The following is a 15414-nucleotide window of genomic DNA, read 5'->3' on the forward strand; positions in this document are numbered from 1 at the left end:
AATATTTTCCCGCTTTGTCATTATTATTGATAAGTTTCGTGATTAATAAAAAATACCTATAATTGCACAGTGGGCAACAAACCCGACCATCAATGGTACAGCAGTACGTTTGACTACATCGAAAGGTTGTAGTTTAGCTCCACTGGAAACCGCAATGATAACCCCTGCAACAGGGGACATACCACGCCCCATATGAGAAGCCTGTTGCATCGGCAGGATCATAGCGATTGGGTTAACGCCCATACTGTGAGCAATTTGTGGGATTAATTCCACGAATGCTAAGAATGGTGCATTACCTGAACCCATAATAATTGCTGCAGCAAGAGTGACTAAGGCAAACACAATTGCCATTGCAAATGGCGGTAAGCCGACTGATTCTGCACCAAGGATAAGTTGGTCTATAGCACCACTGACTTTAATACCATGAGCAAAAACACCAGCCGCAACTAATAACCCGACGACATTACTAAACGCATGGCCCATTCCATTTAAAAAGGTTTGGAAGCCATTACAAACTATTTTGAAATTACGGACTCGTGCAGTTTCAATCACCATACAGATTGCCATAGCAATTAATACGATTGTGACGACATCCAAGTGAATACCATTAAAGAATAAGTTTGAAGTACCAACAGCCATCACGATAGGTAACATAGGAAGAAATGCATAGTATCCGGGTACGGATTTTTTGTTTTCTTCTTTTTCGTGAGACTGTACCGCTTTTCCAATCTCTGGTACAAAGCCTTGTTTACGGTCACAATGGCGCTGCCAAAATATATGTGTAATTCCTACAACAAGGACGGTTGCTAATGCGGCAGGGCCTTGGTAATAAAGTACATATTCAACGACAGACATATCAACAGCTTTTGCGCCACGGATAGCATCAATCGCCGTTGGTGTATAGGCAACACCAAGGGATGTCGCGATAACCCCAGCCGCAGATGCCGGTGATAACCCCAAGCCAATCATGATTGGGAACATGGTACCCATTAACAATACGGCCAAGCCTGTTGCTGATGGAATGGCTAATTGCAAGATACTCGCCAACAAGAAAGAGAAAAATAGTAGTACATAAGGTGAACGCATATTTTTCAGTGGCTTGGTTGCAACACGCACTACCGCTTCATTGGCACCGATATGGTCCATATAGTGCGCAAAGCCCATCAATGCCATGATCATTAAACCGAGATCAGCAGCGCGACTACTGAATAAATCACGCATGACCTCAAATGGGTCGAGCCAAGTTATCCCTGTGGTGGTGACATTTTTAGGGAGGATAGGCCCCCAGCCAAGGGCTAGGGTGAATATCATCAATACTAAACCAGCAATTAATAATACTGGTTCAGCTTTGTATCCCTTCAAAATAAACCGCGCAACCAAAACAACGATAATCAGAACCGTTAGGATTGGGATCATGCTTTAGCTCCTGGTTTGAAGCGCTCAGCAGTAATTTGTACGACTTGTTTTAATACGTCACTTGCAGCATACAGTGATTTTACTGGCAAATATTCATAGATGGAGTGGAAATTATGTGCACCAGTGAAAATATTTGGGCAAGGCAAGCCATTTTGTGACAATGCTGCGCCATCATACCCACCACGCATTGGGATCACTTTAGGCGTGATACCACAAGCTTGGTACGCCTCAACGGCGATATCGATCGGATAGCGGTTTTCACCTTGCAAGCTGTTATAAACGTTAGAATAACGGTCTGATAATTTACAAACAACGCTCTCTTTACCCCATAAACCTTCACAGCTTTCTGCTAATTTTTTTAAGAAAGCCATACGGGTGCGGTAACCTTCTTCTGTAAAATCACGCACATCCATTTTTAGGACAGTACGTGCGCTGTTACCTGACATTTGTTTTACCCAATAATAACCTTCACGGCCATCGGTATATTCAGGTGCTTCACCGCCTGGTAACATAGCAATAAACTTCTGCGCCATTAATAGTGAATTGATTAATTTACCTTTTGCAGACATTGGGTGTGCTGATTTACCGGTAAAGATAATTTCGGCATCGCCAGCGTTCCAATTTTCATACACTAATTCACCTATCCCGCAGCAGTCTAATGTATAAGCAAAATCCGCCCCAAATTCTTGCACATCAAAAGCTTTAGCGCCGCGGAGCCCCTGTTCTTCATCTGGAACAAAGCCAATTTTGATGGTGCCATGTTTGATTTCTGGGTTTTGTTTGAAATATTGCAGCATATCCATGATAGAGGCTATTGCCGCTTTATCATCAGCGCCTAATAGGCTGGTTCCATCGGTGACGATGATGTCATCACCAATGTAATTCACCAGTTCAGGGAACTCACTCTTACGTAGATAAATATTGAGTTCTTTATTCATGCATAGGTCTTCGCCAGTGTATGGCAAAATCTGTGCTTTAGTGTCATTGGTTTGTTCTGCACTGGTGTCTAAGTGGCCGAAGAAAGCGACTGTTGGGACATCATAATCAAGGTTGGAAGGTAAAGTGGCGGTAACAATAGCCGTATCTCGCAATTTAATATCTTCAACGCCAAGAGCCTCTAACTCTTGAACAAGTTGTTTCGCTAGAACGCGCTGTCCTTCTGAAGATGGCATGATCCCAGCTGCGCCCTTTTCCCTGTCAGTGGTGGTGTTAATTTTTGTATAAGAAATAAACCGATCAACAATATTCATTCTTTTAATTCTCCGATATTTTATCGAATGTGTTTTACATTAGTTTTTTCTGCGGTTGTAATTTGTGACCTATCCCCCCAATTTAAGACCATGACATTGATGAGATTTCCAATAAAATGGAACCAATGGAGATCTCAAAATGAAAAAACGTTACACCGAAGAACAAATCATCAAAGCCATCAAGCAGCATGAAGCAGGCTCGAAGGTCGAGGACTTATGCCGTGAGATGGCGATATCCGTCGGGACCTTCTACAACTGGCGCAGTAAGTACGCAGGCCTAGAAGTGAACGAAGCCAAGCGATTGAAGGAGCTTGAGGCAGAGAACAACAAGCTTAAGAAAATGCTGGCCGACAAGATGCTGGAAGTCGAAGCAATGAAGGATGTACTGTCAAAAAAGTGGTGACGCCAGCGGCAAGGAAACCTGTTGCTCAGCATTTGATAGAAGCTTTTCGCCTGAGTGAACGGGTGGCTTGCAAGTTGGCGGGATTAAGCCGAACGGCATTGCGGTATCAGCCCAAAACGAATGCAGATAACAGCATACGACAGCGGTTGAAAGCATTGGCAACCCAATATCCGCGTTATGGCTATCTGATGTTGCATAGTCTGCTTCGGGGCGAAGGTTGGGTTAAAAACCGTAAGCATACCTATCGCCTTTATACCGAAGAAGGTTTGCAGGTGCGTACGAAAAAACGCAAAAAGCTGACTCGGCCACGACAGCCTATGGAAGTGCCAACAGCTGTGAATCAACGTTGGTCTATGGACTTTGTATCGGATCAACTCAGCAATGGCAGGCGCTTTAGGGTTTTAAATGTGGTGGATGATTATTCGCGTGAAATGGTAGGCCAATTGGTTTTGGTTTCCATCAGTGGCAGGCAAGTCGCCAGATTCTTGAGTTTGCTGATTGAGCAACGCGGCAAACCAAATAAGGTGATCTGTGACAATGGCACTGAATTTACAAGTAAGGCGATGTTCTTCTGGAGCAAAGAAAGCGGCGTTACTCTGGGTTTTATTCAGCCAGGTAAACCAACACAAAACGCATTTGTTGAAAGTTTGAATGGCAAGTTCAGAAACGAATGCCTGAACCAACACTGGTTTAGAACGATGGACGAGGCCAGATACGAAATAGATTTATGGCGCGAGCATTACAATCATGTTCGTCCGCACAGTTCGTTGAATTACATGTCGCCTGTTGAGTATGCAAAGCAGGCAGCATAAGCTGGAAAATCTCATCACGGGATTGGTACTAATTCCGGGGATAGGTCATTTGATTTCACAACATCATTCTTTTATCACGAAGAAAGAGGTTTTGAATATCAGACCTGTTCATTTTTTTTAAGAAATGCTAGTTACAATATAAATTTGATAATTAATAGTGGCTTTATTTGCGTAATGAATTAAAATGAGATACTTTATTTCACCCTCATGTTTTATTGTTAATGTATTGATATTAAAGCGTAATAACTATCCTTCTATTGTATGTTATATTTAACAAACTATTTCCTATTCACTTATCTTAAATATATTAATAAAGACATCCTTCTTAATGAATAAAAATATTTTAAATAATATAGTTAATTTTATATGTTAATTTTACAATATATAAATACAACTTTAAGTAGATGTTAATTCTGATTTATAACAATAATTAAGTACAAAAAGCTAATTCCTTACATCGTGAACGTCTTTTTATATTGAGATTATTTTTATAATAATCATGCATTTAAGTATTATTAATTATTTTCGTTTTCGAAAAAAAACGAAGATTATGGAAGGTGTAATCTAAAAAGGAGTATCTTGTTTTTATATGTGATTATAAAAATACGTGAAGGTGGTTTGATTTATACTATGGTAAATTTATCGATAACCTAACAATGAATAAATAAAATTGATTAATTAATATAAAGAGACCATAAAATTCAATATATAGATTAAAATGTATTTTAATGGTACTTGCGCTATTTTTTTGTCATGATGCAAATAGATAACATTGAAAATACTTAAGTAGATAGAACAAAAATTAAATATTACTACGCTGTAGTACGCTAAGTAAGATAAAGCAAGGAACCAATATGCAATATTCCCTCATTAAAAAAAATAATATTATTTCTGGTTTTCAATGGTTCTTTTTTATTTTTTGTAACACGGTCGTTATTCCCCCTACATTACAATCCGCTTTCCATTTATCGTCACAGACCACATTTGTGATCACGCAATATGCTTTTCTCTTAACGGCATTAGCCTGTCTACTTCAAACTTTTTTAGGTCATAAACGCGCTGTAATGGAAGGTCCTACAGGGTTATGGTGGGCAACTATTTTAACGGTGACATTATCAGAATCTATGCAAGGAACAGCGCTTGAGACGGTGGGGTGGAGCTTAGCTATTGGTATTTTTTTGTCTGGATTACTGACTGTTTTAATTGGTCTAAGTGGGGTAGGTGGTTGGCTAGCTAAATTATTTAAACCTGGGGTACTTGTAGTATTTATGTTTTTACTTGGGGCCCAGTTAGTCACTATTTTCTTAAAAGGGATGCTAGGTTTACCTTTTGGTGTAGCAGGGGACAGTGTTACAGTTAATTACCCAGTTTTCTTTCTGGCATTAGCAGTACTTATTTTTGTTATTGGGGTGATTATTTATTTGCCTTCGAATATCAGTAAGTATGCACTATTAATGGGGACCATTATTGGTTGGGTTACATATAGCGGGCTATTTGGTAATACAGTGTCATCAGTTTCTTCTGCCCAATGGATGTTATTTCCATTAGGAAAATCTGATCAAATCAGTATCAGTATTGTACTCACAGCTATTTTGGCTGGAATATTAAATACGTCAAACACGTTTGGGGCTATGCGGGGGACGGATGTGTTTTATCCTCATTCATTACCGACTAAGTCCTTATATCGCCGAAGTTTTATTATGTCGGGTTTGGTCACTATGTTGTCGGCCCCGATAGGGGTAGTGCCTTATTCTCCTTTTGTTTCCTCCATTGGGTTAATTACGCAAACCAAAGACAGTTCACGGCTCTCTTTTTGTATCGGTAGTCTGATCTTATTTTGTGTTGGTGGGGTTGCCATATTAACGCAGTTTTTTCGTTCATTACCGCTTGCTATCGGAAGTGCGGTCATGTTAGCGACTTATCTACCTTTACTTTTTTCGTCGTTTTCATTTCTCGCAGATATAAAACTGAACGCACGCAACATCTATCGTCTTGCCTTACCTATTTTTATTGGCATATTTTTAATGTCAGCGCCCGCAGCTGTACTGGATTCCTTACCCATTATGTTCAGCTCTCTGTTAGGAAATGGTTTATTAATGGGGATCATATTGGCATTGGTTTTAGAAAATACGATTAACTGGGATAAAATTGCTTAGGAATAAAAACAAAATTAATCAGTATTAATGGGATGCTTTCCATTAATACTGATGATACTTAGCGTCCTAAATAACCATCCCAATCTTTCCAAACAGGTTGTAACCCTGCTTTAACAAGTACGTCTGCGACTTGTGCTGCACTGCGATTATCATTTGGCGAAAATTGTTCCAATTCTTCTTTGGTATCCGCATATCCACCCGGCTGGGTTTTCGAGCCAGCACTTATGTTATTAATTGCGAGAGGCACAACATGGTCACGGAAGTAGGGGGATTCACGTGTAGAAAGTGATAGCTCTACATTGGGCGCAAGGATGCGAAAGGCGCAGATAAGCTGGACGAGTTCCGCTTCATTCATAATCGATGCTGGGACTACTCCCCCCGCACAAGGGCGTAAGCGTGGAAATGAGATAGAATAGCGGCTCTGCCAGTAATATTGTTGTAAATACAGTAGATGCTCAGCCACCATATAACAGTCAGTACGCCAACTATTTGATAAACCAATCAAAGCGCCCAAGCCAATTTTATCAATACCCGCTTCCCCTAAGCGCTCAGGTGTTGCTAAACGCCAGTGAAAATCCTGTTTTTTACCTTTTAGGTGATGTAATTGGTAGGTCGGTTCATGGTAGGTTTCTTGGTAGACCATTACCCCGTCAAGCCCCAATGATTTCAATTCCTTATATTCGTCAGTGTGCAATGGCTGTACTTCCATCATTAACGAGCTAAAGTATTGGCGAATAATTGGGAGTGTATGACGAAAATAATCCATTCCGACTTTATTTTGGTGCTCACCTGTGACTAATAATAAGCTATCAAAGCCAATTTTACGGATGGTTTCGCATTCATTAATTATCTCATTATCATTTAAGGTTTTACGCTTTATTTTATTACTCATTGAAAAACCACAATAAGTACAGTCATTTGCACATAAATTCGATAAATAAAGTGGGACGTAAAACCCAACTGCATGGCCGAAGCGTTGACGAGTCAGCATTTGTGCTCTTTGCGCCATCGTTTCAATGAAAGGCTGCGCAGCAGGCGATAGCAATGCCATAAAGTCGTCGAGTGTGAGCATATCATTGGCTAAAGCCCGTTCCACATCATGAGACGTTTTGCTGTTAATACGCAGTGTAATATCATCCCAATTCAGTGTTTCTAAGCGTTCTTTGAAACTCGGGATCATGATAATGCTCCCAAGAAACTAGTTAATGGGCTAGATGCTTGAGCCTGTTGTTGAGGCGCAGCTAACCCGCTTTGGTAAGCAAGTTCAGCGGCTTCGACGGCGAGCTTGAAGGCTTTTGCCATTAAGACCGGCTGTTTAGCGACAGCAATTGCCGTATTGACTAAGACCGCGTCGGCCCCCATTTCGATAGCTTCTGCCGCATGGCTGGGAGCACCAATCCCTGCATCTACTACAACAGGCACAGTAGCTTGTTCGATAATAATGCGTAACATTTCTTTCGTAGCTAAGCCTTTATTGGTGCCAATAGGTGCACCTAGCGGCATAACTGCAGCACAACCGACTTCTTCAAGGCGTCGGCAAAGTACGGGATCTGCACTGCAATAAGGTAGAACGACGAAGCCTTCTTTAACTAATTGTTCTGCGGCCAATAAGGTCTCAATTGGGTCTGGTAGCAAATAACGCATATCAGGGTGAATTTCGAGTTTAACCCAGTTAGTGCCTAATGCTTCACGGGCGAGTTGTGCGGCAAAAATGGCTTCCTGTGCGTTTTTTGCTCCAGAGGTATTGGGTAATAGTTTTACGCCAAGTTCTTGAAGTGGCTGTAAGATACCATCATTTTTTCCACGTAAATCAATACGTTTCATTGCCATAGTCACTAATTGGCTCCCTGAGGCTTGAATAGCATCTTGCATCAGGCTCGCGCTGGCAAATTTGCCTGTTCCAGTAAACAGACGTGATTGAAAAGTAAAATCTGCAATTTTTAACATCATTAGCCCCCAGCGATAGCTTGAAATAACAAGATATTGTCTTGGTCATTGATGACATGAGAATCCCACTGACTTTTAGGAATAATCACTTGGTTAATGGCAAGTGCGGTTCCTGCTGTTTGTCGTTGAAGAGCGGCAAACAATTGATTGACCGTAAGCGGTGCATCAAAATCCATGGGTTGGTCGTTAATTATGATATGCATATTTCCTCCCTACAGATTGGGCATTGCGAGGATGGAGAGAGTTGCAATGTGTTCCAGAGCTGCTGCTTGCCATCGAATAACCGCAACTTACCGCTCAAAGAGGAAGGAAGGCCGACAAGGAGTTTTATGGCTTCTAATGCTTGTAATGTGCCAATAACACCGACGACAGGGCCTAGGACACCGGCGGTGCGGCAGTTACGTTCCGGTTCGCTTTGTTCAGGGTAGAGGCATGCATAACAGCCTGAACGAAATGGCGGTTCGAGCACCATCAGTTGCCCACCAAACCCAACAGCACTACCACTAACGAGAGGAGTACTTGTCATAACACAGGCGGCATTGACTGCATGGCGGGTCGCCATATTGTCACAACAATCAAGGACAAGATCGACTTGCTCAGCTAATGGAATTAAGCTTTTAACATCAAGTTGTTGGGCTATGACATGTGTTTTTACCAGCGGATTGAGCTGGTTGAGTCTATTGGCTGCTAACTGAGCTTTTGATAGCGAAATATCGTCACTATCGTATAAAACCTGCCTTTGTAAATTAGATACATGTAAGTCATCATGGTCGGCTAGCCATAGTTCTCCTACACCAGCCCCAGTTAAATAGAGAGAGGCAGGTGAACCTAATCCCCCTAATCCAACAATCAGCACTTTGCTATTTTTGAGCTTTTGCTGACCTTCAGGGCTGATATCTTCGAGTAAGAGCTGGCGGCTGTAACGCATAAATTCTTGGTCACTCAACATGATAGATCCTTTCGAGTTATCATCATGGAGAAATTACGAAAAATCGCAATAACTCCATGATTATCAAGTATTAATATAAACGCTTGTTTTCAACTAAATCTAACAGTGTCTGTGTTGCGGCTAACCAATCGTCAGCCAGCGTAATTGCGCTCACGAGGGCAACACTACCGACGCCGGTTGCAAGCACTGCAGGAACTCTGTCGATAGAAATTCCCCCGATTGCGACGGTTGGGTAGTCAGGTGTTGCAGCAACCATTTGCCTTAATGTTTCCAATCCTTGAGGGGAAGATGGCATCTCTTTGGTCTGTGTTGGAAATATATGTCCCATCGCAATATAGGAAGGGCGCACTGATTTTGCGATGGTGAGTTCATGTTCATCATGGGTTGAAATGCCTAATCGAAGGCCTGCTTGATGAATTGCCAATAAGTCCGTGGTTTCTAAGTCTTCTTGGCCTAAGTGTACGCCGTAGGCTCCTAATTCAACGGCTAATTGCCAGTAATCATTGATAAATAACCGGGCGTTATGCTTTTTCCCTAAGGCAATTGCTTGTTGAATATCATCGCGTACTTCTTCATCAGTTTTATCTTTGATGCGCAATTGGATGGTGGAAACACCTGCATTGAGCAGGCGTTCAATCCATTCAACCGAATCGACAACAGGATAAAGCCCGAGGTATTTTTCGGTAGCTGGAAAAGGTGTACTAGGAATAGTGACAGCGCTAGGCGATTTTTTCATTATTAGTCACCTCTGCATTGACGATTTCAGCACCATGGTAAAGCTCACTGCCATGTGCGCGAAATGCTTCGGACATTTGTTCCATGCCAGCTTCTTTTTTAGCAGCATAGTCGCGGACCTCTTGGGAAATCTTCATTGAGCAGAATTTCGGCCCACACATTGAACAGAAATGCGCAATTTTTCCAGATGCTTGTGGCAAGGTTTCATCGTGGTATTTGCGTGCGGTTTCAGGGTCAAGTGCTAAATTGAATTGGTCTTCCCAACGGAATTCGAAACGCGCTTTAGACATGGCGTTATCTCGAATTTGTGCTCCGGGATGGCCTTTGGCAAGGTCAGCGGCATGGGCGGCAATTTTATAGGTGATTAGCCCTTGTTTTACATCGTCTTTATTAGGCAATCCTAAGTGTTCTTTAGGTGTTACATAACAAAGCATCGCACAGCCAAACCAGCCGATCATTGCTGCACCAATACCCGAGGTAAAGTGGTCGTAACCCGGAGCTATATCTGTCGTGAGTGGCCCTAAGGTATAGAATGGGGCTTCGTGACAATGTTCCAATTCTTCCGTCATGTTGCGGCGGATCATTTGCATCGGGACGTGACCTGGGCCTTCGATCATTACTTGGACGTCATATTCCCATGCAATTTTGGTCAGCTCGCCAAGGGTATGAAGTTCAGCAAATTGTGCTTCGTCGTTCGCATCTTGGATTGATCCTGGACGTAAGCCATCGCCTAATGACAAGGAAACGTCATAAGCGGCACAAATTTCACAGATTTCGCGGAAGTTTTCGTATAGGAAGTTTTCTTGGTGATGAGATAAGCACCATTTTGCCATGATAGAGCCACCGCGAGAGACAATTCCCGTAAGGCGTTTAGCCGTCATTGGTACATAACGTAGTAGCACTCCCGCATGGATGGTAAAGTAGTCAACACCTTGTTCGGCTTGCTCTAGCAGGGTATCGCGGAACATTTCCCAAGTTAGGTTTTCAGCTACACCATTTACTTTTTCGAGCGCTTGATAAATAGGAACCGTCCCGATAGGCACAGGGCTATTGCGTAAAATCCATTCGCGAGTTTCGTGAATATAACGCCCAGTTGATAAGTCCATAACGGTATCAGCCCCCCAGCGGGTTGACCAAATCAGTTTTTCCACCTCTTCTTCGATAGATGAAGTCACGGATGAGTTACCGATATTCGCATTCACTTTAACTAAGAAGTTGCGACCGATTATCATGGGTTCAGATTCTGGGTGGTTAATATTCGCAGGAATAATTGCTCGACCAGCCGCCACTTCTTGGCGGACAAACTCAGGTGTAATATTTTCGGGCAAATTTGCCCCAAAAGCCTGTCCAGGGTGTTGTTGTAATAACACTTCGCCGCGAATACGTTCGCGGCCCATATTTTCACGGATAGCGATAAACTCCATTTCTGGGGTAATTATCCCTTTGCGCGCATAATGTAATTGGGTTACACATTTATTATTTTGCGCTTTTAATGGTTTAGGGCGGTTGTTAAAGCGGAGATGGTCAAGGCCTGCATCTGCTAAGCGTTGTTGTGTGAAGTCTGAGCTTAAGCTTTCTACGGTAATGGTATCTGCTCGTTCGTTTATCCAAGGGGCTCGAATTTTTTTTAAGCCTATGTGGACATTTAACTCAGAAGTTGGGTCGCCGTATGGGCCAGAAGTGTCATAGATAGGAACAGGTTCGTTATCTTCAAATTGTGGGTTGTCTTTATCACCCCCAATTAAAGTTTGAGAGAGTTGAATTTCTCTCATAGGGACTTGGATATCTTCTCTAGAACCTTGTAAATAAATGCGTTTAGAGTTAGGGAATGATACACCAGAAACTGTATTAATAAAGTTTTCTGCTGCATCTCTTTGAGCTTTACGTGTACGTGCCGGTGCCGCTTGTGGCGATAAGTCTGCAGTAGGGATGACGTTTTGTTGTGTATTATTGGACATAGCAATTTCCTGACATTGTCTCGGCTATCACAGTTTTGTGTAGCGGGTTTATCGAAAGAAAGTTGCTTGTCAGGAGTTCGGAGGAGTAATAAAAAGATATTGCGGCTAATTTATCACCTTACAAGGCAGTGATAATTGCGCTAAATGATTACTCTTGTTCCCTTCGCGGGTATTAACCCGATCAGGTTCCGCGGATCCCGAATTAACGGTCTCAGCCTGATGTTTTCACATACTAGGCACTCCGACAAGAATTAATCAGTATAAGCCTTCCTCGTCATTCTTCAAGCGATAAGTGCGTTGGCTGCACTCGGCTATCCAAGTCACATGCTGATGTATGCTCCTTGGAATACCCTCGCTTGCCGCCTGCTTCTTACTTGAATAATTTAGAGGAAGTGGATAGTGGTTGGTTTAGAGGAACCAAGTCTAAAGTAAGTGGTCAGTTATAATTAATATGTTGTTCAAGGGCAGCCAATATTTGTTGCTTATCTATTTCTAGCTCACCATAAGGTGCGTAGTATTGTTCTGCGCCTTGATGAGTAAATAATGTTGCTTTTGGCGTATCCGTAATAAATACCCCACAGGATTCAAGCCAGCCCGGTGATTGCTTAAGTTGCTCTGGCGTGAGTCGAGATTCATCGTTTTTGAATATTAAATACATATTGACTTGCCTATCCCCCAAATGTTGGAACACTGATGTCGTACTAATATGTTTTTCGCCTGATAATTTTTGGCAAAAGTCTTGGATTAATAAGGTCTGTTCCTGCCAGTCAACTTTTGCGCTATCCATTTCAATGCATAGCGTTGGTAAAAACCAATCCACCCATTTATATTTTTCATTGTCAGAGGGCAATGTTTTTTGCTGTAACAGCGGTAACTTCACATCATGCGGAATAAATTGAAAATGAGGGGTATTTTCGTCACTACTACACTCTAGCGAATTTTGTACTAAGAGATCTTTTATTTGACCAAAATGAGTCAGGTATTCCACCATAGGAATAAAATACTTAGCTTCATTTAAAAAATTATTACCCTGACGTATTTGGGATTCTTGCTTGTATACCTGATCATTATAGGTTTGCAGATCAAGGATAGGCTGTTTATTAAAGTATAAGGCACAATCATCACGCGTTTTACTCTGTAATAACGTGTTTTTCTGTTGCTGTTCTTGTGCTCTATGGATTGTAAAATCAGGGGTTATAACTTTCTGACCAAGAAAATAAGGTTTGGTTGGCTGTTGTTCAATAAATGGTTGGCCATTTAGCTCAATCTTTTTTAATTGTGACTGTTGATCACGAAAGTAAAAACGAACAATGGTATCTAGCTGAGTACATTTATCAGTATAGCTTTGGCATGTATTATCTATTCCCCATTGGTCGAACAGGCGCTGTTTTGGCGATTGAAACACTTTTTCAGCAAAGCGTAAGCTTGCTTGGTCGCCGAGTAACGATATCATATAGGGGGACATCTCTGTCGATTTATGGCTCCCCGCTAATGGATGTGTCATTTTTTCTATACTACTCGAACTGCTTCCGGGTACAGCATCTAATTTAATATATTCACTAGAAGGTCTCTCAATGGAGAGCCTAGCCGTGTATGGCTGGGTATTATCTGGGGGAAGACTTGTAAACTGGGCAATCATCGTACGGTAATCATGGTTCATCATATTAATGTATTTCCTATATTACATCATTGGGTCGGCTGAGGGCTTGACTTGCATTAGCCATCCGAGAGCATGTCGTTGAGTAAGCGGTGACTGGCAAAATGTTGTAATAAAGGGCGCTGTTGGGCTTCAATTTTATGGAATAGCGCTTGGTTGTTACGTTGAAGCTCAGAATCTGATTTTAAATCTTCAATCATATAATAAGTAAATAATGCTAATACCTGATGAGTCTCAGGGTATGTCGCTCGTTTATCAAACTGGCCGATATATTCTTCCGCTAGTGCCGCTCGGCTTTCATATAAGGCAATTTGTTTTGGCTCGGTATTGGATATCGTCAGGGATTGAACCACATCTTGGTAAAACTGCTGAATATCTTTGGCCAACTGAATAATATGTTGATTCGCGATTAAGTGATCGGCGGGATCGTGAAACGTTATATTAGGTAGGTCACGTAGGAGCGGTTTTGTAAAAGCTTCTTTAGTGCGCTCTCTTAGCTGTGTTCTTGCGGGAAACGCTTTATTTTCAGAACAGTCAGGTTTCAGTTCTGCATTTTGGTCGTAATTCATTAGCAAAGGGACTATCGCGAGAACCGTTTTTTGTTGCTCAGTTAATGGGTGGTCAAGTTTCAGTTTGGGAATTTTATCTAATACTTCGGGTAAATTATCATAGGTTGACACTTGTTTATTAAATAATGATTGATTAGTGACTTGTATGCCTTGTTCACTGAATTTAGCAACAGTAATGTTATCTAAAGGGACGAAATGCTGATGTTGAATGCTTTGTTTGACTTGTGCATTTAAGGTCTCTTTTTCCTCCCTTAACTTGTCAATAAATTCGTTGGGGTCAGTATCAATGAATCCACCTAATACAAAGCGTTGTAGTGATGTCAGGTGTGGTGCACTCGCAAGCTCTTGTATTGAAAGAAAAGGTTGGCAGCGTTCTGTACCATGAAATGTCATCAATTCAGCATCTCGTGATTGGGTTTCATTTTGACCGCTAGCAGAACGGTGGTGGACAATCATTTCAGTGCGAATGCCAGTTTCAATCGGTGTTGTATTATTGGGGTTGCGAATAACAGTATAGTGCGCACCTGGAACATGGCTAAACTCATGCTGTAGGTTGTCCATTGTTGGGAATTTGGTGGCGGCTTCGTTTTTCGTAAAGCGGATTGTACTTTCTGTATCATATGGAAATGCGGCTAAGCATTGTTCGGTATTTGCTTCAAGGCTATTTGCAGTGCGCGTGGTGATCAGCTTAAATTCAGCAGCATAATTACTATTATCAAAGTGATACATCCACTCGCGGTATTTGCCATCGTCTTTACTTGCAGGGTTGAACATAAAACGAAAGTTAGAAACGGCAGGAATATCACCTAACTGATAGGCTGCTTTGAATATTTGAAGTGGGGTTAATTTAGCATTAAGGCAGCGGGGGTCTGTAATGGCGGTTTTGATGTTTTGGGTAGCAAAGTCGAGTTTTTTGTAGTCATCCTTACAGACGGCATGTTCCTTCATTTTTTCGTCATAGAATTCCTTGAATAGGGCATAGCTTTTCTTATCAACTTCACAAGCAGACATGCCATACATCCCCCATTCTTTGGCCATTATATTCAGCTCACCTTTTACCTCATCATCAATGAGCGAGAGTAAAGCGGCTCGGAGTTGTGCGGTATCAGTTGATCTTGTGAGTTGTTGGTATTGGTTTTTTTCAACTTGACTTAATTCAGAGATAGCTTTGAATCTATTGGGCTGTGTAATAACAGTATTATATTGGCTAAGAATTAATTTCGTGAAATTTGGGTTTGTAGTTAAGCTTGAATTACCCGTTAAATTAATACCTTGAATTAATTCTGAAAGGTTAACGTGAACCATCCTGTTTGCTAGAAGAGAACCATTTTTTTTTAAGATATCTAATATTGATGGGGCTGTTTGATGAAACTGGATTTCACGGTTTTTCAATGAAACTAATTGATAAGCCGTATTTGTATGGTTATCAATAAAAAAATTCTTAATACCATCATCAGTATCTGCCTGCGCTAATGCAATAATATAGTCAGTATTGGCATGTAGTAAGTGAGTGTTGTTAATATTTGGCATTTTGTCCTCAATGGGTATTGTGAATAGGAGGA

General features: G+C 41.5%; 12 protein-coding genes and 1 riboswitch. Of the genes, 2 read left to right on the top strand and 10 right to left on the bottom strand.

All coding sequences use genetic code 11. The features are described from left to right. Window positions 1-42 precede the first annotated feature (42 nt). Entirely contained in the window at window positions 43-1416 is a 1374-nt protein-coding gene (dcuC, locus tag ABE954_RS02035; RefSeq protein ID WP_129467291.1) for a C4-dicarboxylate transporter DcuC, read from the bottom strand. After that, on the bottom strand, window positions 1413-2666 hold the full coding sequence (gene pepT / locus ABE954_RS02040; protein WP_042849037.1) for a peptidase T: 1254 nt from the start codon (window positions 2664-2666) through the stop codon (window positions 1413-1415). The genes dcuC and pepT overlap by 4 nt, the downstream gene beginning before the upstream one ends. Window positions 2667-2805: 139 nt before the next feature. Between pepT and ABE954_RS02045 the strand changes: the two genes are divergently transcribed. Continuing rightward, window positions 2806-3881, top strand: a protein-coding gene (locus tag ABE954_RS02045) for an IS3 family transposase (RefSeq protein WP_104768132.1) whose coding sequence is annotated in 2 segments (ribosomal slippage) — window positions 2806-3055 and window positions 3055-3881 — 1077 coding nt in all. Because the reading frame shifts where the segments join, the coding sequence is not laid out codon by codon here. An 854-nt stretch (window positions 3882-4735) separates the two neighbouring features. Next, complete coding sequence (locus ABE954_RS02050; RefSeq protein WP_129467290.1) at window positions 4736-6037, top strand: uracil/xanthine transporter; 1302 nt, start codon at window positions 4736-4738, stop codon at window positions 6035-6037. 58 nt (window positions 6038-6095) lie between these two features. Here the strand turns inward: ABE954_RS02050 and thiH are convergent, their stop codons facing one another. The 8 genes from thiH to ABE954_RS02090 all read right to left on the bottom strand — a co-directional run bounded on the left by thiH (window position 6096) and on the right by ABE954_RS02090 (window position 15382). Next, entirely contained in the window at window positions 6096-7217 is a 1122-nt protein-coding gene (thiH, locus tag ABE954_RS02055; protein ID WP_048605397.1) for a 2-iminoacetate synthase ThiH, read from the bottom strand. Beyond that, a complete protein-coding gene (locus ABE954_RS02060) occupies window positions 7214-7984 on the bottom strand; it encodes a thiazole synthase (RefSeq protein ID WP_042849034.1) in 771 nt (256 codons plus the stop codon). The genes thiH and ABE954_RS02060 overlap by 4 nt, the downstream gene beginning before the upstream one ends. 2 nt (window positions 7985-7986) lie before the next feature. Further along, window positions 7987-8187: a sulfur carrier protein ThiS gene (gene thiS / locus ABE954_RS02065; protein ID WP_048605395.1), complete on the bottom strand. Its 201-nt coding sequence runs from the start codon at window positions 8185-8187 to the stop codon at window positions 7987-7989. Continuing rightward, window positions 8175-8933 carry a HesA/MoeB/ThiF family protein gene (locus ABE954_RS02070; protein ID WP_042849032.1) on the bottom strand — a complete coding sequence of 253 codons (759 nt, stop codon included), beginning with the start codon at window positions 8931-8933 and terminating at the stop codon, window positions 8175-8177. The genes thiS and ABE954_RS02070 overlap by 13 nt, the downstream gene beginning before the upstream one ends. A 70-nt stretch (window positions 8934-9003) precedes the next feature. Further along, a complete protein-coding gene (gene thiE, locus ABE954_RS02075; RefSeq protein ID WP_042849031.1) occupies window positions 9004-9669 on the bottom strand; it encodes a thiamine phosphate synthase in 666 nt (221 codons plus the stop codon). Beyond that, window positions 9653-11626, bottom strand: a complete 1974-nt coding sequence (thiC, locus tag ABE954_RS02080; protein WP_048605394.1) for a phosphomethylpyrimidine synthase ThiC — start codon at window positions 11624-11626, stop codon at window positions 9653-9655. The genes thiE and thiC overlap by 17 nt, the downstream gene beginning before the upstream one ends. 141 nt (window positions 11627-11767) lie before the next feature. Further along, a riboswitch (TPP riboswitch) is annotated at window positions 11768-11880 on the bottom strand. Window positions 11881-12062: 182 nt separating this feature from the next. Further along, a complete protein-coding gene (locus ABE954_RS02085; RefSeq protein WP_131680935.1) occupies window positions 12063-13289 on the bottom strand; it encodes a hypothetical protein in 1227 nt (408 codons plus the stop codon). Between the two features lie 53 nt (window positions 13290-13342). Continuing rightward, a complete protein-coding gene (locus tag ABE954_RS02090; protein ID WP_371025711.1) occupies window positions 13343-15382 on the bottom strand; it encodes a hypothetical protein in 2040 nt (679 codons plus the stop codon). Window positions 15383-15414 lie beyond the last annotated feature (32 nt).

Origin of the sequence: Providencia sp. TYF-12 (assembly GCF_041344805.1) — a bacterium.
Lineage (GTDB): Bacteria > Pseudomonadota > Gammaproteobacteria > Enterobacterales > Enterobacteriaceae > Providencia > Providencia huashanensis.

Excerpts from the sequence above, each read along its gene's own strand:
- ABE954_RS02050 (WP_129467290.1), top strand. The coding sequence starts at position 4,736 with ATGCAATATTCCCTCATTAAAAAAAATAATATTATTTCTGGTTTTCAA.
- ABE954_RS02090 (WP_371025711.1), bottom strand. The coding sequence starts at position 15,382 with ATGCCAAATATTAACAACACTCACTTACTACATGCCAATACTGACTAT.
- thiH (WP_048605397.1), bottom strand. The coding sequence starts at position 7,217 with ATGATCCCGAGTTTCAAAGAACGCTTAGAAACACTGAATTGGGATGAT.
- pepT (WP_042849037.1), bottom strand. The coding sequence starts at position 2,666 with ATGAATATTGTTGATCGGTTTATTTCTTATACAAAAATTAACACCACC.
- thiS (WP_048605395.1), bottom strand. The coding sequence starts at position 8,187 with ATGCATATCATAATTAACGACCAACCCATGGATTTTGATGCACCGCTT.
- ABE954_RS02070 (WP_042849032.1), bottom strand. The coding sequence starts at position 8,933 with ATGTTGAGTGACCAAGAATTTATGCGTTACAGCCGCCAGCTCTTACTC.
- ABE954_RS02060 (WP_042849034.1), bottom strand. The coding sequence starts at position 7,984 with ATGTTAAAAATTGCAGATTTTACTTTTCAATCACGTCTGTTTACTGGA.
- thiE (WP_042849031.1), bottom strand. The coding sequence starts at position 9,669 with ATGAAAAAATCGCCTAGCGCTGTCACTATTCCTAGTACACCTTTTCCA.
- ABE954_RS02085 (WP_131680935.1), bottom strand. The coding sequence starts at position 13,289 with ATGATGAACCATGATTACCGTACGATGATTGCCCAGTTTACAAGTCTT.
- dcuC (WP_129467291.1), bottom strand. The coding sequence starts at position 1,416 with ATGATCCCAATCCTAACGGTTCTGATTATCGTTGTTTTGGTTGCGCGG.
- thiC (WP_048605394.1), bottom strand. The coding sequence starts at position 11,626 with ATGTCCAATAATACACAACAAAACGTCATCCCTACTGCAGACTTATCG.